The sequence below is a fragment of the Luteibacter sp. Sphag1AF genome, from assembly GCF_014192715.1.
Lineage (GTDB): Bacteria > Pseudomonadota > Gammaproteobacteria > Xanthomonadales > Rhodanobacteraceae > Luteibacter.
In genome coordinates this window covers 33,558-55,357 of sequence record NZ_JACHYH010000005.1, presented here as the reverse complement: position 1 = coordinate 55,357, position 21,800 = coordinate 33,558, and the positions used below count along the sequence as shown (strand labels likewise).

Below are 21,800 nucleotides of genomic sequence, written 5' to 3'. Positions count from 1 at the left end.
GAATTCCTACTGTTCAGTCACGGCAATCTGGCTTGCCGCCAGCCAGATCACGGCGTGACGATTAGTGGTGATGTCACCGCGCGCCTGCCCGTCCTTGCTCTGGTAATTGGCGAACGTGTACACACCGATGGCCTTGCCCGCCCGATCAGGCAGGCGCACCGTATCGACCACCGTGGCCGGCGGGATCTGTAGCGACACGACGTCCACGTTGCGGCCGAGGCCCGTCATCAGCGCCGTCTTTTGCGAGAACCACTCCGGCGCCGTCTTCGGCAGCATCGCGGTGGCCGTCGCGTTGTAGACGAACACCACGTCCAGTGCCACGGCCGAATTGAGGTTGGCACCGGGAGGTGCGGCCACACGCAGGCTGGACAGGCGCGTCGTCGGCACATGGCCTGGCATCAGCTTCGCAATGGCCCCGCACCCGGCCAGCGTCAGCAGGCATGCCAGAAGCATGACGATGCGCGTATTCAACTGAGCACCACGACGCTGACCTGCGAGGGCGTCAGGGAGATGCCCACCGCATTGGGCAGCAGCCCGTTCTGACCCATGATGCCGAGCATCTTCGTGCATGGCATCACCCCCATCATCACCTTGAAGCTTCCCAGCAGCGAGCGGAATGGCCCCATGAACATGTGCGAGACCACGCCGCCTTGCAGACCGGGCGTGTCGCCGTTGCTGATGGCACCGACCGTCACGATGTTCTCGGCCAGCCCGCCGCCGACGATCACCTGGAACTGCGCCGGGATATCCGCGAACGACAGGGCAATGTTGGGGAACGGCGCGGGTGTCGGAATGCCCAGCACGGGAATGAAGCACACGTCCGGAAACGCGAGGCTGAGTACGCCCAGGTTGGTGTTCACGAACATGTCTGTCAGCCCAGACTGATGCGTTCGGCATCAATCTTGGCGTCCTGCCTCGCCGTAATCATGGTCTGCTCACCGTGCAGGCGCAGGAGCTGGCGTGCGGTCAGCAGGTACTGTTCCATCTGACCGATATAGGTGCGTGCGGTCTGCACCAGCGACTCCGCAGCGCCCAACACAATGCGCCGCGCGTTGAGCGATACGGCACCTTCCACGGAGGTGACCTCCACCGCACCGCGCGCGCGGACGGCGATGGTCTGGCTGGCAATATCCACGTGGTCCTGGCGGATGGACATGCCATCGGCACCCGGCACGGCCAGCGTGGCGCGACCGCCCTGATCCCGCGACAGCACATGCACGACGAAGCATTCGCCCGAGGCCGAGGCAAGCAACAGCACGGCATCGCCGGGCTGCGGCGTCACCAGGCACGACACGGCCTGCCGTGCCGAACGGCCGTCGTCCAGGCGCCATGCGTTGCCGTCCAGAGGCGCGCGGATCACGCCTTCAGACCAGGCGGGCGCGAGAGGGGAAACCTTGCTGCGATGGGCGGCGAACATCAGTGACTCTCCAGCGATAGGGAACGAGATTCCGCCACAAGCCGCGCGGGCGACGTGCCACGCACGCCGGTCTGGCGACTTCCGTGCAGATCCACGGTGATGAAATGCGTGTTGTGATGGCTGCCATGGGAGAGATTGGCGTCGCGAAAGCCCAGTCCCTGTGCGCTGGCATGATCGAAGCGGGCGTAGCGCAGATCCGCTCCGGTGAGGTCCACGTCATCCAGCATCGCGTGGTCCCAGACCGTTCCCGTGGCGCGCGCGGCGTGCATCCTGACCCGGACCATCACGGCAGACTGGAACAGCGCGCCTTCGCAAATCAGCGACGAGGCATCCACGTCGGTCCACTTTGATTCGAGAAACAGCGTATTGCTGGCCTGCACATCGCGCATGTCGCAGGACATGAAGACGGCCTGGTGCGCGTTGGCCTCCCGCAGGTCGGCGCCGCGCAGGCACGTGCCGGTGAAATCGGCCGATTCCATCAGGCAGCGCTGGAGCGAGAGGCCACTCAGATCCATGGCGGAGAAATTGGCTGCGCGAAACACGCACGCGAACGCCTTCATGCCGGCGAGCGTCAGGGTGCGGAAGTCCGCATCGGGCATCACCACCAGATCAAGCGACGCGCCCGCGAAGGAAAGCCCCGTGATGTCGCACTGGGCAATCACGGAGCGATGCAGGCTGGCCGTGGAGAAGTCCGCGCGGACCAGCGAGGCCTGCGTCAGTGTGCTCAGCGCGATGGATGCACCCCGCCACTGACTGCCTGCTGCGCTGCCTTGGGTGATGGCGGTCTGCTCCAGGGAGGCGCCATCCCATAGCGACCCGTCGAGCTGGCAGTGCGTGAAGCTGCAGCAGCTCATGACGGCGCCGCGGAAGTCCGCGCCGCGCAGGTCGCAATCCACGAAGGAAACGTGCTTCAGATGACTATGCGTCAGCACGGCGCCCTCCCAGCTCACGTTGCTGGCCACCAGCGTGTCAATGTGCCGGCCCGTGCCGTCCAGTCCAACGATGGTGACGTCCGTGATCGGACGGCCAAGTCGCTGTGCCTGCTCGATGTCGCTCCAGGTCGTCATACCCTGAGCCTCCGGCCGGGTTCCAGGCGCACGCCATCAAGGCAGGCTTCCGCGAACAGGGCCTCTGTGCATTCGGCCTGCACGAAGTTGGCATCGCGAAGATTCGCCGAACGGAAATCCGCACGGCGGCACATGGCCTGATAAAAATCGGCCGACTGCGCATGGCAGGCCGTGAGCACACCGCCCATGAACAGCGAACGATAGAACAGCGTGCGCTCCATCAAGGCGTGGGTGAGCGTGGTGCCGCTGAAGTCGCATTCGCGGAACTGGCCTTCGCTGAGGTTGGCATCGGCGACGCTGGCATCCCGCCAGCTCGACTTTTCGGCGCGCACGCGGCGCAGATCAGCCCGTGCCCAATCGGCACCACCGCCGCCCTGCACGCGGGTGAGCGTTGCACCGGTCCAGACGCTGTCCGTCAGGCGGCTTTCCATGAGGACGCAACGCGTCAGCGATGCCTCCTGCCAGTCCGTGTCTGCCAGCTGCGAGCCCAGCGCCACCGTACGCTGCCATTGGCTGCGGGCCCAGCGGCTGCCCTGCGCCCGCGCGTGAAGGAACACGCAGTCGTTGAGCGTTGTCTGTTCGCAGTTCGCGCGATCAAGCACGATGTTGGGTGCCACGCACTGGTCGAAGCGTGCGCCGGTCAGGTCCGCATCGCTCCAGTTGGCATCGCTCGCCTGGGTGTTGGTGAAGATCGCTCCACGGAAGCTCGTGCGCCGCGCGAGGGTGCGTCCGAGGTTCGCCCCATCGAAGCGTGCTGCTGCGCAATTGGCACGATCCAGCGTGGCACCGGCAAGTGCCACTTCGCTCAGGTCGGCGCCATCGAGCTGGGCATCGCTCAGATCAGAGGCTTCCAGCAGCGCCCCGCGAAGGTCCGCACCGGAAAGCATCGCGCCACGCAGGTTCGCCCCTGCCAGGTCACAGCCATACAGCGAGGCGCCCTGGCGAACCCGCGACAACACCCACTGCCCGACCGCAGCCGCCACTTCGGGGGCCAGTGCGGGCAACGGCGTCTCGGGCGCCGGAGAGGCCAGACGGCCGCGCCGCTGCAAGTCGTGAAGCTGCTCGATGGATGCGGCGGGCACATCGAACATCGTGCTGAACTCCGCCAGCGATGGCATCGCTCCACCGTTGCCTTGTGCACGTGCGAGCGCTTCGTCCACCGTCATCGGATCAGAAGCGGCGGCCTGGGTAACGCTCGCCAGATCGTCGGCGCTCTGTTTGCGCAGGGCATCGGCATCGGCGCTGGCCTTATCGGCCACCGCTTGTGCGGCGTCAAGCAACGCGCCCATGTCGAAGTCACCGCGTGCAATAGCCGCTTCGCCGGGTAACGGGAGATCGGGCATCGGCGGAGCCGGTGCCGCAGGAATGCCGCTTTCGGCTTCCAGCTCCGCTGCGATGGCGGCATGGCGAACCACATGGGCCGCCTCCCGGCGCTTGCGCTCTGCCTGATCTTCTTCCAGCCGGGTAGCGCGAACGCTGGCATCGGGCTCGGGGGTGAGCTGCGATTCGTTGAACACGTGACGGGCGGCCGTGTCGCGATTCATGCGCAACGCCAGCACCTGTCCGTAGTGCGCGAACGAGCGCGGAGCGTCACCGGCATGTTCGTAGGCAACCATCAGCGCCTCGACATCCATCGCCAGGCTGTCGTCCACATCCACTTCGCCGCGATGAATGGCCACGCCAAGCGACACATCCGGGAAGAACCAGACCGTGTCGAAGCTGAGCGACACCTCGTCCACGGCATCGGCCGGATGCCCCGCCCGATGCACAAACGCGCGCGGCCGGAACTCCGGAAGCTGGCCCTCGATCATGGCCCGCTCCGGATGCATGCCTTCGAGCTGATAGGTTTCGCCACCTTCAAAGAAGCCCGGCAGTCGCTGGTCCAGCGGCGCTGCGTTGAAGAATTCCGGGTGCGTATCATCCGCCAGGCCCGGATATGGCTCACTCTGCCAGGCCTTGCCATAGGTGCCGATCCACTGGCTGCGCGGCATCCAGCCAACATCCAGCTGACCAAAACCGGCGGGCGCATAGCGGCGGCGCAGGCCACGCACCGGCATACGGGGATCTTCGATGTTGGGCATCACGCCATGGTTGCGCCCCACCCACGCGCGCACGGGCGACGGCGTATAGCCGCGGCCTTCCGGGTTGGCCGGGTGCCGGGCGCCGCCATAGGCGCGATCCCAGGTCAGCGGCATGGAAGTGAAGGGTTTCGGCTCTGTCACACTGAAAAACGGCAGCATGCCGTAAAGCCACTCGCGATCACCGAGCACGCGCAGGCTCTTGTCGATGGCACCCACTTGCAGACGGACACGCTGCTCGGTCGTGGCGATGCCGTGGGCCGCATACGCACTGCCCGCGACCAACGCCTCGCCGCGCGCCTTGGGCATCAGCTCGTCCAGTGGCTTGCCGGCTGGCAGGCTCGCCATCACCTTGCGCCATTGCAGGTTGTCACGCAGCAGGTACTGCACGCGCCCGCCCAGATCGAAGAAGCTCAGCGTCGCGACGAGCAACCGGTGCTTGCCCCGCCAGCGGTACGGGCGGTGCATCACGCCGAGCGTCATCGGTTTGACAATTTTCATGCCTGCCTCATACGTACACGAAAATGATGGGGATATTGCAACTGATACCGACGATCTCGACGGTAAGTCGCGCGCCTGCAATCGTCATGGACGCACCCGTGCCGGTCACATCCACCGAGGTGGATGAGCCATGAAAACCGAAGCGCGTCTCGCTGGCTGTCACGCTGACATCCGAACTGCTGCCGGTCACCGAAACACTGGTGCTCGCACCGGTCACACTCATGCGCGTGCTTGCACCGGTCAGGCTGATGTCGTTGCTGCTGCCGGTGAGTCCGACCTGCGTGCTGACGCCGGTCAGCGATGTGGTGGAGCTCAGGCCGGTGGCATGAACCTGCGTGCTGGTACCCGTGGCCGACATGGCAGTGGAAAGTCCGGTCACCGACGTGCTGTCGGTCAGGCCGGTGATCTGCGCATCGGAGCGCAGGCCGGTCAACGCCACGCTGCCGGCGATACCGACCGTGTGCACACCCATGCTCGCACCCGTCGTCGACACCGCACTGGACAGGCCAACGAGGTCAATGCTCGAGGTCAGCCCCACCATGTTGGTGTTGCTCTGCATTTGCGTGGTGGAGGTGCCCAGCACGATGTTCTGCGAGGAAATGCGCGTCGCCGTGCCCGTCGTCGTGTCTTCGGAGTGCGTGTCGCCATTGACCGTGGAGTAGCTGATCGAGCCACCAAGGGTGCTCTTGCTCCACACCTCTTTGGCTTCCTGCGTGTTGTACGTGCTGCCGTACGACTCCGACCGGCTCAGCAGGCCGTCGGCGCCATTCTCCGACGTGGAATAGCTGTAGCTGGCGCCCTGCGAATAGCTGGTGTCGCGATAGTCGCCGGTATCGTATGTGGAGTTGACGATCTTTACGGCGTTGTTGAGGTTGTACTGCGAGGTGCGACCGAAGCGGATGCTCTGGCCGTCGCCGTAGCTGGTGGAGTAGCTGCTGCCGACGTGCGTGTTCGCACTCCACCCGGCAGGCGTAATGACCAGGCTGCCGTTGGCTTGCACCACGCTCTGTACTTCAGGCAGTTCCGATTCGTCGTTGGCACGGGTGACCAGCACGGTCACGCCGATCTCCGGCACGGTCGTCATGTGCGCCGCCAGCTTCACCCAGGTGGGCGTGGCCGGCGATCCGGGCGTGGAGAACTCCACATACACGCCGCGCGCCATCAGGTCCTGCGGTGCCGCCTGGGTGTCACGCAACCGGCTCATTTCCGGATCGAAGTTCTTCGGCTCATAGAACCGCCAGTCGATCGGGCCGTGACCGGCCTTGTCCACCACCCTGGCCAGGATGGCACCCATCTGCGTGTCACCCACCGAGAACGGACTGAGCATCGCGTTCGCATCGGTCGATTCAAAGCTGTTGCTGTAGCCACCGTCTGCCGATGCCTTGTGCTGCACCTTGTTGAGCACGAACGCCACGCCTTCCAGCGACGGCCGCACGGGTGACGGGTGCAGGCCTGCGGCCATCTCACCCTTCAGGGTGAACTGGTAGCCGACCCGGAATCCGGAACACGTGCACGACCCGGTCAACTGGCGCGATGCACCGGCCATGCTTGACGCGGTGTTGCGTACGTATTCGCGCACCGTGGCACTGCTCATGCCGTACTGGTAGCTGCGGTACTGCTGAAACGGCAGCTCGCCCGTATCAGCCGGTGCATACGAGGCGAAAGTCTGGAATGTTGGCACCGGATCCTGGTCCGCCGCGTTCTCCTGGTGCGTGAACCGACCGTTTACGCCCGTGCTGGTAAGGGACTGCTGGAACGCGTACTGGAAGACAACGTCGTCCTGCTGCATGCCCGCCTCGTCCAGCGAGGTGTGGGTGTAGCGCAGCGGGCGATCCCCGAACGCCTTCGGATAGGCGGGCCGGTTGGCGAACACCACCGTATGCCCCTGCCCGGTATGGCGGAAGTAGTAGTAGATGTGCGCCTTGGACATCATGCGGCGCAGGAACTCGAAATCGCTTTCGCCTGCCTGGAGCCAGTCCTGCGTGCGGGCTATGGCGATGTTGTCGTGCCCGGAAACCGCCTCCAGTGAATAGTCGATGTAGTGCATGCGCATCAGCTTTTCGATCACGTCGCGCACATTCATCTGTGCATGCACGCAATAGCGGTTGGTCAGCGTCAGCCGCCACAGTGCGGGCTTCATACCCAGCCGGTAGACGCCAGGCTCTTCCATCGCGAACGAGGTGACCAGGCCGTTGTACAGCGTCATGCCCGGCGCACTGCCTTCGCGAATGGCACGCGCAAAACGCGCTGCTGCATCCGCAGCGCCATCCGGGAACGGACGGTTGAGCCCGACCGTCACCGGACGCCCGATGATCGACTCGAAAGTCAGTGCGCGACCGTGCCTCGGCGACGTGTTGCCGCGCAGTTGCAACTGGTAGTCGAACGGCTCGGAGATGGACTCCTGCCCTTCAAACGACAGCAGCCGGAAGGTCTCATCGCCCAGCCACTGGTTGCCCGCCAGCGAAATGCCGCAATGCAGATACAGCAGCGGTGAGTCGGCCTCGCCCAGGTGGCCGATGGGCTTGATCGCAGTCTGGCCCACGCCTTCGGTGACCCACGCGCTCATGCGCTGGCTCCGCTGTCGTCGGCTGTGATGGAGAAACGCACGCGGCGCGGTTCACCCGGTGCGCCCGATACCCAGCTGGTTTGCCCAAGCCGTGCGCCGAACGTGTTCTGTGTACCGCCCGGCACTCCCGTGCCGCCGAGGCCCGGTATCGGTGCGCCATCGTCGTCGAGCGTCACTTCCACCTCGACATCGACGTGGCGATCAAACAGATAGCGGACCAGAGCGACCAGCCCGCGATAACCGTCGCCAAAATGGAGCACGCCTTCCTCGTTGTGGTTTACCCGATCATTCAGCAGCGTGCACAGGCGCGCGTACGGAATCGGGCCCACGTGCAGCCGGATGCCGGCATGATTCACCCATACACGCCTGCCCAGCGGGGCCGTGTCTTTCAGCCGGCGCCGGCCAAGCCGCGTCTGGTCTCGTGCCTCGATGGGTCGCCACGCGCCGACCCATTCCTCGATGCGCACCGGGGCGTCGAGATAGATGCTGAGTATCAGCCGCGCCGGCGCCACACTCTTGCGCCCCTGCCCCACCAGCCCCGCCAGCGCGAGCAATGCGCGCTTGGGCAACGGCACTTCGCGTTGCAGGATGGTCGCGCCTTCACCCTGAAACGCCGTAAGACCCATCAGTGCGCCCACGGCATCGGCATAACGGGTGTATTCGGGACGAACCGCATCGAACGCCGGGACGCTGGCCGCCTTCAGGGCGTAGCGCAGCGCACTCAGACGATGATTGAAGATGTCCAGAAACTCGGCCATGCCCGGGTCGCTGTCGATCAGGCGCTGGCGAATCCATTCGGCGAAGCTGTCGGGCATCGGCCCGAGAACGCCGGACAGCACAAAGTTTGAAACAAACAGTTCCGTACGCTTCGTGCCATCGCGCCGGCTGACCGACAAGGCGCGCGTCCGTTCCTGGCGCAGGCGCCCGGCGGAAATCTCGCTGCCCGGAAACACCGGAGACATCTCGTTGCGAAAACGCAGGTGCCCGCTGGCCTCGCGTGCGCCGCGCTGGCGCGTGCGGATATCAAGCGTGCCTGCGCCTGGCCACGATTGCAGCCGCACCCACTGGAAGAAGTCGAAACTGGCCGGCCGCGCGTGCAGCCGCTCGACTAGAGGTTGACCTGTGCGCCAGTCAGGGGTTCCCATGACTTCAGCTCTCCTCGGCGGTCGGATGTTTCCAGAACGAGTTCGACGACGGTGTTCACTTCCGAATACAACGCGAGGAAGCGATGCAACACGCTGCCGAACAGCACGGCGCTGCCACCTTCAAAATGTCCCGGGTCCACCTGGGCGCGCACTTGCAGGCAATCCACGAAGCCACGCCATGCCTCTCGTCGCGGCATGCGTCGCTGCACGCGCCGGCTGCTGAGCGAGCGGATGCCGTCAATCTGCCGGAAGCCGGTCAGGCTGGCGGGTCCGACATGCAGCCGGAGCATGTTCTTGAGCACAGGCGGGCCACGGTCGCCGTCGATCAGGGAGAGATGGTTCAGGCACAGCTGCGACACGAGCGCCCAGGGCCGCTCACCCACCATCTGCGGTGGCTGGTTGGGCGTGGGTTTGCTGGCCACACGAAGCGAGCTGACCGGGCCGGCGCCCTCCAGATACAACACGGTACCAACGAGAAGCTGTTGCGGCAGTCGCCGGTTGGTGCACAGCGCCGTGCCCCCGATCAATTCGTCGGCAGGCAACGTGATGTCGAACTCCGCGTCCAGAAACGACACGAACGTCTCTGTGCCATGCACCGCGCCAGTCTGGTTGACCTCGCGCCGGGTAGCGTAGAAGTAATCCAGCTTGTCCATTTGCTGGAAGTTGTCCAGCGAGAAATACGGCGCGACCGGCCTCGGGCTGCGATCAGGGCGCAGCGACACCAGCTCTTCGATCCGGTAGATCTCGCAATAGCGATGGTTCTGCTCGTCACCGATCACGCGGTATTCGTAGTGCGCCTGATCCAGCGCAAACGGCTCGATGCGCTGGCGGAACAGATTGATCAGCGGCAGGCAGTTGAGCTTCAGCAGCGGCGTGTCGTACTGATCTTCCCGCGTGGCAGGCACGTCAACCAGGAACGGGTCATCCAGCAGAAACAGCAGCTCCCACTCTTCATCCACGCCGGCAAGGTCCATACCGGCAACATCGAAGAACATGAATTTCTGCGGAAAAGCGAAGTATTCCTGGAGCAGGCGATAACCAGGGTGGGTCAGCGTGTTGATGCCCAGCACCGCCTGATTTTCGTCGAAACCACACCAGGTGAGCTGGTTGGCGTCCAGATAGCGCAGTTCGCCCGTGGAGGGAATCCGCACGGCCATGCGCACCAGATGCAGGGAGAGCGCGTCATATAGCGCATAGGCCTGCTTGTGTTCGGCATTGATGCACAGGCGCAGCGACGACATGTTCATCGCGTGCACCGGCTCCTTGCCTGTGCGGGCGATGCGCGCGCAGATGACCGAGGCCGTGAGCGTGTCGCTGGCGTCCAGTGGATACGTGTTGGCTGCCACCACGTCCAGGCCGGCGATCCGCAGCGGCCACAGTGGTGTGTCGTAACACGTGCGGAAGCGGCAGCGGACCTGCTGGCCCAGGTCGTTGGTGGCCAGCGCATAGACGTAGCGATCGCGCTCGAGCGTGGCGCCGTGGGCGAAGTTGGCGCCGTCAGAGCGGACGTCGATTTCGCCGATCATCATGGACGGAAGCGGCGCTTCCAGGTGCGGATAGAGGATGCCCAGCAACGCGTTCGGCAGCACCGCCTGATCCACTTCCAGCTGATAACGCAGGCGGCCAGCCAGCCAGGCGAATGACTGGAGCAGCATTTCCACGTGCGGATCGCTGCTGCGCCCGCCGCTCATTTCCAGCGTGCGGGCCAGGGCCGGGAACGACTGACCGAACTGCACGGCCTCGTTCCGCAGGGACGACAGTTCCTGCTCGAACCACATCTTGAGGCGAGGCACTTCGACGCTCATGCCATGTCGCCCGGGCACGGCATCTCGAACCGGAACGGAGCCGGTTCGTTGTTCTGCCATAGGTTTCCGTGCACCACCATGGCATAGGGCCTGAGCGCCTTGCCGGTGGTGACCCACTCCAGCCGCGGTGCAAGCAGGCGCGGCTCGAAACGCACGATGGCTTCGATGAGGTGGCTACCGTAGACCTGGTGATCGGGCATGCCGATGCCCGAGTCCACGATGGGAGGCATTCCGAAGTCGCACACGCGCGCATCGTTGGCCCCACGGAACGGTCGGCACTCGACGATGCGCTGGATCTGCGCGGCGACCGCCTGGGCGAGGTCGAATGGCGGCGCCAGGCCAAGGCCTGTATCCGTCCGGTTGACCAGTCGCTCCATCAGGAACTGCATGCCACCCACTCCTTGAACTGCATGAGGCGGATCAATCAGCTCGTGAACTGACCGATGGGACGGTTGCGCGCGATACTCCAGCCAGAGGCGAGGTTGCCGGAGGTGTTCATGTCGGTTTCCTGGACGGTGTAGGTCCACAGGATTTCGGTGAAATTGAGCTTGAACTGCTCGGTCGGCATGTCTTCCGGATTGGACTGGAACTGAATCTCGCTGATGATCGCGTCACGCAGTTCGATGGTGAGAATGTTGGCGGTCTTCTCGCCGGAGTTGCGCGCGATGTAGATCTTCGTCGGTGCCTTCTCGCCCTTGCCCAGCGGCTGTGCGCGAAGGCAGTACTCGTAGAACTTCACCGAAGTCTTGTCCACGTACTTCACGCACGTGAACTCGGTGATGATCGGACGACCCGACGTACGGGCCGAGTTGCTGACGTCGGTGGTGATCTGCTGCTTCATGCCCTGATGCACCGAGACAAGTTCGAGGCACTGGCCAAGCTTCAGCACTTCATCGCGCCACTGGTCGTCGATGAGGCTGCCGCCGCCCTTGAAGCCGTTGGGTCCGCCAAAGATGGATGAGTCGCCGGGCTGTAACAGAATGAGATCCATGGTCGCTCCTGGTTGAGATCGCGGGGCCGAACACGCGCGTGGCGCGTCAGCCCGCGGGCAGATCCGCCACCAGGCGAATCGACGTGGTGAGTTCTTCCAGCTGGAAGTGCGGCTTGATGAACACCGTGGCCTTGTACGAACCCGGTGAGCCCGGCACCTCGGTAACGGTGACCTGCGCCGCGCGCAGCGGGTAGCTGGCCTTCACTTCCTGGGATGCGTTGTCATCCAGAAGCACGTACTGGGAAATCCAGCTGTTGAGATACGCCTCGATGTTGCCGCGGGTCAGGAACGCGCCGATCTTCTTGCGCATGATGACCTTGATGTAATGCGCAAATCGCGAAGCAGCCAGGATGTACGGAAGCATGGCCGAGAGCTTGGCGTTCGCATTCGCCTCGTCGCTGATGTACTGGCGCGGGAGGTTGGTGGTCTGGCCGCCGAAGAATGCCGCCTGCCCCGTGCCCTTGCAGTTGCACAGTGCGATGAAGCCCAGATCGTTGAGCTCTTTTTCGCGACGGTCGGTAATGGACACCTCGGTCGGACAGATCATGTTCACCAGATCCGCGCTGTCGCGGTAGGTGTACACGGGCAGGCCGTCCACCATGCCGCCACCTTCCACGCCACGGATCGCAGCGGTCCAGTGATACAGCGCGAACGCGTGGGTGATGCGCTCGGCCAGTGCCCAGGCCGCGTTGCCCCAGAGAAACGCATCATGGTCCGGGCCGTCGTCGTTGTTGACGGTTTCTTCGTAGTGCAGGCCTTCAGCCGGACGCGAATCCTTGCCATAGGGCAAACGCAGCAGCACATGGGGAAGCGCAAGGGCCACGTAGCGGGAGTCTTCGCTGTTGCGGAACTCCACCCACTCGGCCATCTCCGGCGACTCGAACAACTGCCCAAGATCACGCGGGCGGGCCAGCTTGTCGAAGCTGTCCAGGCCAAACAGGCCCGGTGCGGCGGCGGCAATGAACGGCGCATGTGCCGAGGCAGCCACCTTGGTGAGGTTGTTGAGCAGCGACATGTGATTGGGCGAGTGATCGAACTCGTAACCACCCACCAGCAGGCTGTATGGCGAGCCGCCGTAGGTGCCGAATTCGGCCTCGTAGATCATCTTGAAGACGCCGCTCTGATCGAACTCGACGGCCTTCTCCAGTTCCTTGCGCAGGTCGTCCATGCTGGCGTTGAACACGCGCAGCTTCAGCAAACGACCCGTCTCGCTGCGGGAAACCACATAGAACAGGCCACGCCACGTGGCTTCCAGCGACTGGAACGACTTTGAATGCAGGATGCCATCCAGCTGGACGCCAATTTGCAGATCCACGGCGACAGCGCGCTCGTCGATCAGGCCATTGGCGCCAAGCCCGACCAGCTGAAGTTCCTTGTTGCCCACAGGCACGATGATTTCATTGGCGTAACGACCTGCCAGGCGGCGTGCCTTGGACAGCGGATCAATGGCCAGGAACGCCTGATGGCGGTCGGCAGCCACTGCGGCAAGTCGCGCCGCCGTGTCCGTGGCCGTATCAGCCGCCGCCTTCGCATCGGCCAATGCCTTGGCCGTGTCGTCACGGGCCTTCAGAGCAGTCACCAGCGTGGCATTGGCGTCCGCGATGGCCTTGTCGCCAGTCGCAGCCTTGGCCGCAGCTTCCGCTGTGTCGTAATCCGTGGCGGCCTTCGTTGCGGCTGTCTGGGCCGCATCGCGTGCTGTCGTGGCATCCGTGACTGCCGTTGCCGCCTTGGTGGATGCTGCCGCCGCATCGTCGTCCGCCTGCTTTGCCGCCAGCGCCAGTTCCGTGTTCGCTTTCATCTGCGTGGCAAGCAGCGTCACGATCAGAGCCGGGGCGTCTGCACCCGTGGGAACATCCGGCATCGTGGCCATCGGATTTACATCAAGCGCCACCCAGCTATCAGGCTCACCTGCCGGGAAACTTGTCTTGATGGCGGTCATGGCCGCAGCGTCGCGGGTGCACATGTCCAGCGCCGCACCCAATGCGTCGTTGCACTCGGCCATGGACTGAAGCGCCCGAAGATCGGCACGGGCGTCGTAGCGCTTGTTCAGCGACGGCACCGCACGTACCACGGCCAGTGGCTCGAAATCCGCCAGACAGGTGAATGTCAGATTTCCGGTCAGTACGGCGTTGCCGCCCCGGATCGTGTCGGGAATGCCATTCAGGCGCACCGTGGGCGAACTGTCGGCCAGAATCTTGTCGAACGATTCGGCGTCGATTTCGCGCATGCGCCGGTCTTTCATCAATGGCAACGCACTTGAGTCCAGATCGCCCGAGAGGTTGGCAAACATGCCAACGATGAAGGCCAGCTCCACCTTCTCGCTCGAACCGCCGGTCTCGACGTCGTAGGTAATGCGCACGCGCGGCGGACGCACGCGCAGTAACTTCTGTTGGATGCTTTCGACAGTCATGAACGGACCTCATTGGGTAGGCGGCTGCAAGATGCTCGGACTCGAACGCTGCCGCTCGCGTTACGGACAGAGTTAATCAAGATGCGTGCCAACACGAAGAAGTGGGCTTTTGCGCGGGTTTCCGGAGGTTCTTCGCGTCTTGTCGCATGTTCATGTGTGTGGTTTTCTACACGGCACACGCGATAAAAATGCGGACTCACCCGTTGCTCAAAGCCACTGAAGCGGGGTGTGTGACGTCACACACGCCGTGAAGAAAATGACACGCAGCCTGCTTGAGAGCTGTTTGCCCGCGAAAAGATTTCGGCAAGAAGTCGGCAGCGAGCCACGCAGGCATCGTGAGCAAGCTCACTCCCGAAAAAAAACGAAGGGGATGGGAAAACGACAGTCAGCGCATGGCGCGCCAGACTTCCCTCGCACCGCAGACGCGGCGGGTTACGACCTGCTCGTGTTCAAGCAGAAGAAGCGCTTCGGTCACCGCGGACAGCGACACGTCGATGCCTCGTGGCCGGAGCCACCATTGCTGGACGCCCTCAACCGTATCGGCACTCTTCGGCTGCGCCGCAAGATGCTGCGTGATGGCGTCGGCGATGGCACGAACAGGAAAGCCGAACAAGGCCAGACCTCGCATCAGGGAATCATTCTGCCGAATCTTGCTCCTGATCGGCCGTAGAAGCGACCCTGTACTTGCTGACCAGCTTGCTGAAGGCACTGCGATCCTGGCCTGCCAGGCGGGCCGCCCGGCTGATGTTGCCCTGCGCACGCGCCATGGTGCTGCTCACGTAGCTTCTTTCAAAGTCCGCAATGACGCTGGCCTTGGCCTGCTTGAACATCGCGTTGAAGTGATCCGATGGCGTGGGAATGGCGCCCTGGTCGCGCGGCACCGCCGCACTGATCACTTCGCTGTCGCACATCAGGTATTCGCGCTGGATGAAATGCTCCAGTTCGCGGATGTTTCCCGGCCACGAATAGCGGCCCAGCGCGGCCGAGAATTCGGGATGGAATCGCTTGGGCTGGAATTGCCTGCTGTATTCCCGGTTGAGCCGGTCGAGGAAGATACGCGCCAGTTCGGTCACGTCGTTGCCACGCTCGCGCAACGGCGGCATCACCAGGGGCATGACCTTCAGCCGATAGAGAAGATCGCGGCGAAACTGCCGTGCTTCGACCAGTTCCTCAAGATTGGCGTTGCTCGCGGCAATCAGGCGGACATCGGTGTGCCGGGTCTGCGTACCGCCCACGCGGCGATAAGTGCGGTCCTGCAGGAAGCGCAGCAGGGCCGCCTGTGCCTTGGGCGACAAGGTGTCGATTTCGTCGAGAAACAGCGTGCCACCTTCGGCCTCGCTGATAAGCCCGGGTGCGGCCTGCCGCGCATCGGTAAATGCGCCACGTTCGTGACCGAACAACTCGCTTTCGATCAGTGTTTCAGCCAGCGCACCGCAATTGACAGGAATGAACGGCTGAGCCGCCCGCGCACTGAGATAGTGCACTGCCCTTGCGCCAAGCTCCTTGCCTGTACCTGTCTCCCCGCCAATGAGCACGGTCACGTCGAATTTCGCAATTCGCCGAATTTGTGCAATCACATGAGCGAACTGCGGGGAGGAGCCAAGCAAGTTGGACTCCAGTGTATCGACCATGACTTCCCCCTGTTTGAAGGCGACCGGTGGTTGACGACCGGAGCCCCAAGGCCGGTGAATGTATCGCTCCGATCCTCTGCCCGCAACTGATGATTTACGGTTGCCATACTCATGCTTCAATCAGCCGTGCCCTGTCATGACACCCCGGTGTCCGTGTCATGATGCGGCCGCCGCGACGCATACAGATCAGGGGGATGGAAGATGTTCGCCAGGCTCGGTTTTATTCTTCTGGTGCTTGTATTTGGCGTACTTTGCTTCCTTGGTGGCATGGCTGCGCCCGATGACTGGCGCGCACCCCTGGTCGCCCTGGCCGAGCGAGTTGCGCAACATGAAGTGGTCGCCAAAGCGCCGGATACGCATGGTGCCGCCCCCGCATCTTCTGCCGCAAAAGCGTCAACATCGCCAACACCACCCGCGCTGGAAAGCATGATGGTCACCAGCGAAGTCGCCTCGGCCGCACCGGCCGCCGGACAACCGGCGTATGCGTTGCAACTGGGGCAGTTCGTCACCGCGAACGACGCCGACGCATTACTGGCGCGCGCAAAAGTACTGGACCTTCCTCTCTCGCACTGGGTAGCGACAGATGCCTCGCATGCCACCTGGACCATCGTGGCGGCCGGCCGGTTTGTAACAGCCGATGAAGCCTCGGCGGCGACAGCTCGGGTGGCGAGCGTGCTGGGCGTGGCGGGTGGCTTTCCCGTGGTGCGCCTGCCTGCCCCGGCGCCCTCAGGGTCGTGAGAAAATGCCGTGCCTGGCCGCATTCGGGTCACGCCATCCTGCTTCGCCGCGCGTGGACACAAAATAGACCTTGATCTGTGCCAGGCCGATGGATGTCATGAATATCCGCGCGGTAGCTTCCCCGCGATCCTTCACGATGTACCAGAGCGCGTCGCCCGATGCGAGACCGAAGCTGCTGACCCGGTTGACCCAGATATCCGCCTCGCCGCGCGTACTCACCTGCGCCACCCGTACGGTGGCCTCGCCCATGGTGTTTGCCAGCCAGATGCGTGCCATGCGTGCCTTCCCGATCCCCGTGTGTCCGGAAAGGATCGTAGCGCACTGACGCACGCCCGGCCGCGATAAGTGGGTTTATCGCGGACTACCCCATTGGCAGCACCCGCGCAAAAGGCTCCGCGACCGCCGCGTGGCGATCAGCGACTCAACGAATGTCCTCTGCGCTCCATCGCCAGCTGTCGTGCAAAGGAGATCTGGCGTTCGATGGCCTGCTCCCTGGCGTCTGCATCCAACTGCTGGGCCTGCTCCATGCTGAACTCCTTCGGCGGTGCCGGCACGTCCATGCTCAGCGTCACCCGCTTGTGCGGCATGGTCACGACCATCTGGTTGTCTTCCAGTTGCGCGTCGTTCACGCTGATCGGTCGTAGCGATTCGTAGCGTCTGACATGACAGCTCAGCAGGGCGACCTGGTCGTTGGACACCTCCATCGGCAGGCGTTGGCGCAGATTGGAGTACAGCGGATCTTCGCCGGGCAACGGCGCGCTGGCCCGGGGCACCACGTGGGTCAGCGGATGCTGCGAGGGGACGAGTTGGCTCGTATCGTCCGGGTGGGTGGCGTCGCGAGCTTTTTCGCGTTCCCGGCGAAGCTGGTAGGTGTCTTCCAGTTGCGCGCGTTCGGCCGGATCGGTAACGTCCCGCATGAGCGGCTCATCCATGGTCGCACCCATACTCGAATTCATCGACATGGGCGATGCCATGATTTCGATCCATGCGCCATCGCGTTCGCGCGCGAAGTAGTGCTTCCTGTCGCCAATGAAGTGGGGCCTCTGGTTGGTCCATTGGTCTAAAGCCGAGAAGTAGGCAGCACTCATGTCCTTGCTGTAGATCGCCCGTTCGGCAACTCGCAGGCTGTCCACCGTGGCTATCTCGCTCAGGGTGTGGATCAGGCGGGGCATGCCGAGGAAGCGGTTGTTCAGCATGCTCTTCCAGAGCGCTTCGGTCTGGACCTCGGCGCCTCGTTCGTCCAGGCGCAGGGCTTCCAGCGCCTTGCGGGGCGTCCAGGCGTTGGGGTCGATGTTGATCTTTTTGAAGCTGAAGTCGTGCGCTTCCTGCACTTTCCTGACGGGCAGATTAAGGGCCAGATCGGGCTGCGAATTTTGGAAATGCTCCTTCCGCAAAAGCAGATCCTGCCCGATCAGGTCGACGCCAAAGTTATCCCACTCCCGCTCGGTCAAGACCCGCCTGTTGTGTTCCTTCGCATAGGTCTTGGCATAGAGGTTCGCGGTGGCACCGGGCATGTTGTCGTTACGCACGACACCGAGGGCCAGATCACCGTAGCCGTCGTCGCCGGGACGTGTGGCCAGGTAGTTCCAGTAGCGTTCGCGATTCCGCGTCTTCACGTAATAGGCGAGGATGTCCAGATCTTTTTCGGTCAATCCGAAGGAGGGCGAGGTCATTTACTGGATCTCCCCATTTTTCAGCAGGGCGCGCACGGACGCTTCGATCTGTTCCCAGTGCGGCATCAGCACGCGCATGTAATGCATGGAGACATAGACCTTGTACTCAGGGATCAGGAACTTGTGGCGGCATAACGCTCGACTTCCATCCCGCGCGATGTCGTCCACGAGCTGATCCCGTTCGAGATGTACGCCATTGGGGAGCCGACGCGATGAGCAGATGATGACGGTCGTCGGCACGCCTTCCGGATCAAAGCGCACAAACCAGTCGTCGTTCACGTCGGGCTCGTGAGCGCGGGTGTCCGGCCCATACACTTTGCGGTAGTAGGTCTTCAGCCGGTCGAAGTCGGCGTAGTACGGGATAAGGCCATAGAGGGGCTTACCCTTGATCCGCAGGTCAAGATTCTCCGACGGATCGGCACGCTGCTCCGGATCACTGGGGTTCAACGGCTGAATCGTTTTCCACAGATGGCGCGGATAGTCCTCGTCCGCGATGCGGGACAGGTACGAAGCGTTGATCGTGATGCTGGACAGAAACGTATGAGGATCATCGTGCTGATCGATCCCCATCGGTAGCGGCTGTAGGGACGGCCACTGGATCGACATGTAAATGGTGTCGATGTCGTTGTCCTGCCCCCGCTGCCCGTCATACAGATTGCTCGGCAACCGGAACCGATGCGGCCCCAGGCATGCCTCGCGTAACGTCAGGGTCTTGGTAGTCACCGACGGCTGCGCGTGGCACGGGTTATACGCCGTCGGCTCGGGCGCCGTGGGAGGCAGGGAGCGGCACGCGGCCAGGAGCGCGGCGATAAGCATGCCGATGGGCAGGGGTACGGGCATGAGGTCTCCTTGGAGCTCAGGGGGAGGCGGTAACCGGCGACGCGGTGGCCGGGGGATGGCGCAGCGCACGGCGCGATGCCCCGAGGGAACCATCACGGCCTGCTCGCCACGACGCAGGGTCATCAGGTCGTCCGCACACGGCGACAGGCACGTGAGCCGGTGCTTGTCGGGGGCATGGGCCCGGATAAACGCGTCGCACACGGGCGCCTGCGCCTCGGCCCAGTCGCGTTCGGGCGGTGGTTGCACCACGCACAGGTCGAACCGGCGCAGCAGTGCCGTCGTCGCCTTGCCGTACAGGCCGGGCAGCGTGTCGAGCCCGGCGGTCGAGACCAGCCAGCGCAGCGCCTGCGGCCCCTCCGTCAGGCAGGCCAGCGGCGGAAACGTCCGCAGGCTGTTGAGGATGACCAGCGGTTTGACCTTCGGGGCGCGGTACGCGACCCGCGCCTGCCATTGGTTCACGAAGGTCTCGATCAGCGGCCGCGCCTCTTCGCCACGGTCGCCGGGAATGTCCAGATAGATCGTGACGCGTCGCGGATCGTGGCCGCCACACAGGTCCCCATGGCGGGCGATGGCGTCCCGGTCGGGGTTCCACGAGGCGAAGGGCTCCAGCGGGCCACGCAGCTCCTGCCAGATCCGCGCGATGGTGGCCTGATCCAGCCCGCGCCACTCGCCCAGCGCGATACGGGTGGCCGAAGACAACGCCGGATGGCTGGCCAGCGCCGCCAGCGAGCGGTGGTTGGCGTGCCACCGGCACAGCCGGAACAGGTCCACGGGAGAAACCCGGGTCTCCCCCTCGCCAGCGGCGTGAAGTACATCGTGCACGACGTGCACCAGCGCGACAAACGCATGCTGCACCTGACTGGCCAGCAGCGCGTTGCGTTGCGCATGGCGCGGATACCAGCACGCCGCGATGGCACGGAGCGCCGGGTCCGACCAGCCATCCTTCGTCCACGCCGGCTGCAACGGATTCCAGCCATGACAGCCACCAAAGAGCGCGATCTGCAGCACCGGATGCCCGTCCTTCGCCCGCCAGCCAGCGGTCTCCGCATACAGGTGCCCGCCCGGGTCGATGACCAGCACCGGTCCCTGCACATGCCGCAGCGTGGTCACCAGCGAGGCGGGGGCACGGCGGCCTACCACCAGCACCGAGGCGTCCGGCGCACTGGTGCTGCGTCCCCAACGGGATGCCAGCGCGATACCGCGTCCGCGACGATACGACCACCATCGCGCGCCATCGCCCAGGCGCGCAAACGGAGGCACGGGTGTGGGCCAGTTCGCGCGCTGCCAGCGACGACACCACGCACCCAGGCCACCGCCCAGCACCACCGGCACGGCCACGCCGATCAGCGTCCAGACGCGAATGCGCGTGGCCACCGGTTGCAGATCAGGACGATCCAGCACCCACAGGGTGTTATAGATCAGATCAATACGCAGCTGCGCTAACGAAAGACCCAGCGACCACAACACCAGCACGCCGGACACATACGCGGCGGCAACCACGATACCCAACGCCAGCATCGCGGCGCACAGGGCTTTTAACCAGGGCTTCATGCCACTTCCTCAAGAACAGGGGACATCCGTGTCGGCGGATCATGGCATAGCTTCGCGAAGGGCGCCGAGTCGATGGGCACACATCACGAGTGGAAAGTGATGGGCTTCACGGGTGGCGTGCCAACCGACTTTTCCCGCACCACGAACCCTTCGATAGCCGGTTACGAAAACGCTCCACGGCAATCTGCGAAGAACCTATAATTGCCCCTCCCCCGAACACGCATGCGCGAGCCCATGAGCGACACACCCCATCGCATCCACGGGCTTGCCGGTAACGAAGTGGCGCCCGACTGGGCACCGATCACATCGCGCGAAGTGAACGCCGTGCTGGCGCACTATCCGGACGCCGGAACGTTTCGCAGCATCGACTGGCATAGCCCCCGACCGCTTTCTGCGGCGTGTCTCGTGCAGACAACCGGCGGCAGTTTTTTCCTGAAGCGTCACCACGAAAGCGTGCGACCCGGCACAACGCTGGAAGACGAACACCGCTTCATGCACACGCTCCGCGAACACGGCGTGCCCGTACCACGCGTGCTCTCCAACAGCGACAACGCATCAGCCACATGGATCGGCGACTGGGTCTACGAGTTGCACGAACGCGCGAGCGGCGTCGATCTGTATCGTGATGCGTTCTCGTGGCAGCCGCTGGACAACGCGGCGCATGCACGAACCGCTGGCACCATGCTTGCGTCATTGCACGATGCGTCCGAAGCGCACACCGCCGCACAACGGAACACACACATCCTCGTCGCGCGCATCGAACTGATCGCATCGGTCGATCCTGTTGCAACGCTGCGCCGGCAGCTTCCCGAACGACCGGCGCTTGCTACGTACATGCACGACACCGACAAGGCGAACGCCTGGCATGCCGCGCTGGCACCGTGGCACGCCGCCGTGCAGCCGCACCTGGCGCAGCAGCCACCGCTGTGGACACACGGCGACTGGCACGTTTCCAATCTGTGCTGGAGTGACGCAGGCGAAAATGCCTCCATCACCTCTGTGCTGGACTTCGGACTGGCGGCCCGGACCTTCGCACTCTTCGACCTGGCTACCGCCATCGAACGCAACGCGATTGCATGGCTGGATCTCGATGGCGCGCGTCCTGCGCGCGCGGATATCGCACTGGCGCTGATCCAGGGATACCACCAGAGGCGTCCACTCAGCTCCTGTGACCTGGACGTGCTGGCCGCACTGCTGCCCATCGTGCACGTGGATTTTGCCCTGTCTGAAGTTGAATACTATCAAGGCATTACCCAGTCCCGCGCGGATGCCGATGTGGCGTGGCACACCTTCCTCCTGGGTCACATGGCATGGTTCAAGACCACCGATGGCGTGATCCTGCTGGACGCCATCCGCAACGCTCACGGGCGTTTCGTGCTTCAATAGG

The 21,800-nt window shown here is 63.8% G+C and carries 18 protein-coding genes; 2 read left to right on the top strand and 16 right to left on the bottom strand.

From position 1 onward, the window contains the following. Window positions 1–6: 6 nt before the first annotated feature. The 13 genes from FHW69_RS13300 to FHW69_RS13240 all read right to left on the bottom strand — a co-directional run bounded on the left by FHW69_RS13300 (window position 7) and on the right by FHW69_RS13240 (window position 15,611). Window positions 7–471 carry a hypothetical protein gene (locus FHW69_RS13300; RefSeq protein ID WP_183423573.1) on the bottom strand — a complete coding sequence of 155 codons (465 nt, stop codon included), beginning with the start codon at window positions 469–471 and terminating at the stop codon, window positions 7–9. Further along, complete coding sequence (locus tag FHW69_RS13295; RefSeq protein WP_183423572.1) at window positions 468–866, bottom strand: DUF4150 domain-containing protein; 399 nt, start codon at window positions 864–866, stop codon at window positions 468–470. The genes FHW69_RS13300 and FHW69_RS13295 overlap by 4 nt, the downstream gene beginning before the upstream one ends. A 5-nt stretch (window positions 867–871) precedes the next feature. Further along, window positions 872–1,417, bottom strand: a complete 546-nt coding sequence (locus FHW69_RS13290; protein ID WP_183423749.1) for a DUF3540 domain-containing protein — start codon at window positions 1,415–1,417, stop codon at window positions 872–874. Next, entirely contained in the window at window positions 1,417–2,484 is a 1,068-nt protein-coding gene (locus FHW69_RS13285) for a pentapeptide repeat-containing protein (RefSeq protein ID WP_183423571.1), read from the bottom strand. Before FHW69_RS13285 ends, FHW69_RS13290 begins: the two co-directional genes overlap by 1 nt. Then, a complete protein-coding gene (locus tag FHW69_RS13280; protein ID WP_183423570.1) occupies window positions 2,481–5,063 on the bottom strand; it encodes a DUF2169 domain-containing protein in 2,583 nt (860 codons plus the stop codon). Before FHW69_RS13280 ends, FHW69_RS13285 begins: the two co-directional genes overlap by 4 nt. A 7-nt stretch (window positions 5,064–5,070) precedes the next feature. Then, a complete protein-coding gene (locus FHW69_RS13275; protein WP_183423569.1) occupies window positions 5,071–7,629 on the bottom strand; it encodes a phage late control D family protein in 2,559 nt (852 codons plus the stop codon). Next, a complete protein-coding gene (tssG, locus tag FHW69_RS13270) occupies window positions 7,626–8,774 on the bottom strand; it encodes a type VI secretion system baseplate subunit TssG (RefSeq protein ID WP_183423568.1) in 1,149 nt (382 codons plus the stop codon). Before tssG ends, FHW69_RS13275 begins: the two co-directional genes overlap by 4 nt. After that, the gene (gene tssF, locus FHW69_RS13265; RefSeq protein WP_183423567.1) at window positions 8,738–10,579 is read right to left on the bottom strand and encodes a type VI secretion system baseplate subunit TssF; all 1,842 of its coding nucleotides are present in this window, start codon (window positions 10,577–10,579) and stop codon (window positions 8,738–8,740) included. The genes tssG and tssF overlap by 37 nt, the downstream gene beginning before the upstream one ends. Continuing rightward, complete coding sequence (locus FHW69_RS13260) at window positions 10,576–10,968, bottom strand: hypothetical protein (RefSeq protein ID WP_183423566.1); 393 nt, start codon at window positions 10,966–10,968, stop codon at window positions 10,576–10,578. Before FHW69_RS13260 ends, tssF begins: the two co-directional genes overlap by 4 nt. A 35-nt stretch (window positions 10,969–11,003) precedes the next feature. After that, window positions 11,004–11,570, bottom strand: coding sequence for a type VI secretion system tube protein Hcp (locus FHW69_RS13255; RefSeq protein WP_183423565.1), 567 nt, complete (start codon window positions 11,568–11,570; stop codon window positions 11,004–11,006). Between the two features lie 46 nt (window positions 11,571–11,616). Next, window positions 11,617–13,980: a type VI secretion system contractile sheath large subunit gene (gene tssC / locus FHW69_RS13250; protein WP_183423564.1), complete on the bottom strand. Its 2,364-nt coding sequence runs from the start codon at window positions 13,978–13,980 to the stop codon at window positions 11,617–11,619. A gap of 385 nt (window positions 13,981–14,365) precedes the next feature. Then, window positions 14,366–14,608 (bottom strand): hypothetical protein, encoded by a 243-nt coding sequence (locus tag FHW69_RS13245; protein WP_183423563.1) that lies wholly within the window; start codon window positions 14,606–14,608, stop codon window positions 14,366–14,368. A gap of 7 nt (window positions 14,609–14,615) precedes the next feature. Next, window positions 14,616–15,611: a sigma 54-interacting transcriptional regulator gene (locus FHW69_RS13240; RefSeq protein ID WP_183423562.1), complete on the bottom strand. Its 996-nt coding sequence runs from the start codon at window positions 15,609–15,611 to the stop codon at window positions 14,616–14,618. Window positions 15,612–15,812: 201 nt separating this feature from the next. Between FHW69_RS13240 and FHW69_RS13235 the strand changes: the two genes are divergently transcribed. Next, window positions 15,813–16,349, top strand: coding sequence for an SPOR domain-containing protein (locus FHW69_RS13235; protein ID WP_183423561.1), 537 nt, complete (start codon window positions 15,813–15,815; stop codon window positions 16,347–16,349). Here FHW69_RS13235 and FHW69_RS13230 read toward each other — a convergent pair. From FHW69_RS13230 to FHW69_RS13220, 3 genes are all read right to left on the bottom strand, one after another. After that, window positions 16,338–16,625: a DUF6150 family protein gene (locus tag FHW69_RS13230; protein WP_183423560.1), complete on the bottom strand. Its 288-nt coding sequence runs from the start codon at window positions 16,623–16,625 to the stop codon at window positions 16,338–16,340. The two genes, FHW69_RS13235 and FHW69_RS13230, sit on opposite strands and share 12 nt — an antisense overlap. Window positions 16,626–16,762: 137 nt before the next feature. Next, window positions 16,763–18,022: a hypothetical protein gene (locus FHW69_RS13225; protein ID WP_183423559.1), complete on the bottom strand. Its 1,260-nt coding sequence runs from the start codon at window positions 18,020–18,022 to the stop codon at window positions 16,763–16,765. After that, the gene (locus tag FHW69_RS13220; RefSeq protein ID WP_183423558.1) at window positions 18,023–20,413 is read right to left on the bottom strand and encodes a hypothetical protein; all 2,391 of its coding nucleotides are present in this window, start codon (window positions 20,411–20,413) and stop codon (window positions 18,023–18,025) included. It lies immediately after the preceding gene. Window positions 20,414–20,647: 234 nt separating this feature from the next. Here FHW69_RS13220 and FHW69_RS13215 point away from each other — a divergent pair, with 234 nt between their 5' ends. Further along, a complete protein-coding gene (locus FHW69_RS13215; RefSeq protein ID WP_183423557.1) occupies window positions 20,648–21,799 on the top strand; it encodes a phosphotransferase in 1,152 nt (383 codons plus the stop codon). The last annotated feature ends 1 nt before the right edge of the window (window position 21,800 follow it).

Excerpts from the sequence above, each read along its gene's own strand:
- FHW69_RS13295 (WP_183423572.1), bottom strand. The coding sequence starts at position 866 with ATGTTCGTGAACACCAACCTGGGCGTACTCAGCCTCGCGTTTCCGGAC.
- FHW69_RS13290 (WP_183423749.1), bottom strand. The coding sequence starts at position 1,417 with ATGTTCGCCGCCCATCGCAGCAAGGTTTCCCCTCTCGCGCCCGCCTGG.
- FHW69_RS13285 (WP_183423571.1), bottom strand. The coding sequence starts at position 2,484 with ATGACGACCTGGAGCGACATCGAGCAGGCACAGCGACTTGGCCGTCCG.
- FHW69_RS13280 (WP_183423570.1), bottom strand. The coding sequence starts at position 5,063 with ATGAAAATTGTCAAACCGATGACGCTCGGCGTGATGCACCGCCCGTAC.
- FHW69_RS13275 (WP_183423569.1), bottom strand. The coding sequence starts at position 7,629 with ATGAGCGCGTGGGTCACCGAAGGCGTGGGCCAGACTGCGATCAAGCCC.
- tssG (WP_183423568.1), bottom strand. The coding sequence starts at position 8,774 with ATGGGAACCCCTGACTGGCGCACAGGTCAACCTCTAGTCGAGCGGCTG.
- tssF (WP_183423567.1), bottom strand. The coding sequence starts at position 10,579 with ATGAGCGTCGAAGTGCCTCGCCTCAAGATGTGGTTCGAGCAGGAACTG.
- FHW69_RS13260 (WP_183423566.1), bottom strand. The coding sequence starts at position 10,968 with ATGCAGTTCCTGATGGAGCGACTGGTCAACCGGACGGATACAGGCCTT.
- FHW69_RS13255 (WP_183423565.1), bottom strand. The coding sequence starts at position 11,570 with ATGGATCTCATTCTGTTACAGCCCGGCGACTCATCCATCTTTGGCGGA.
- tssC (WP_183423564.1), bottom strand. The coding sequence starts at position 13,980 with ATGACTGTCGAAAGCATCCAACAGAAGTTACTGCGCGTGCGTCCGCCG.
- FHW69_RS13245 (WP_183423563.1), bottom strand. The coding sequence starts at position 14,608 with ATGCGAGGTCTGGCCTTGTTCGGCTTTCCTGTTCGTGCCATCGCCGAC.
- FHW69_RS13240 (WP_183423562.1), bottom strand. The coding sequence starts at position 15,611 with ATGGTCGATACACTGGAGTCCAACTTGCTTGGCTCCTCCCCGCAGTTC.
- FHW69_RS13235 (WP_183423561.1), top strand. The coding sequence starts at position 15,813 with ATGTTCGCCAGGCTCGGTTTTATTCTTCTGGTGCTTGTATTTGGCGTA.
- FHW69_RS13230 (WP_183423560.1), bottom strand. The coding sequence starts at position 16,625 with ATGGCACGCATCTGGCTGGCAAACACCATGGGCGAGGCCACCGTACGG.
- FHW69_RS13225 (WP_183423559.1), bottom strand. The coding sequence starts at position 18,022 with ATGACCTCGCCCTCCTTCGGATTGACCGAAAAAGATCTGGACATCCTC.
- FHW69_RS13220 (WP_183423558.1), bottom strand. The coding sequence starts at position 20,413 with ATGAAGCCCTGGTTAAAAGCCCTGTGCGCCGCGATGCTGGCGTTGGGT.
- FHW69_RS13215 (WP_183423557.1), top strand. The coding sequence starts at position 20,648 with ATGAGCGACACACCCCATCGCATCCACGGGCTTGCCGGTAACGAAGTG.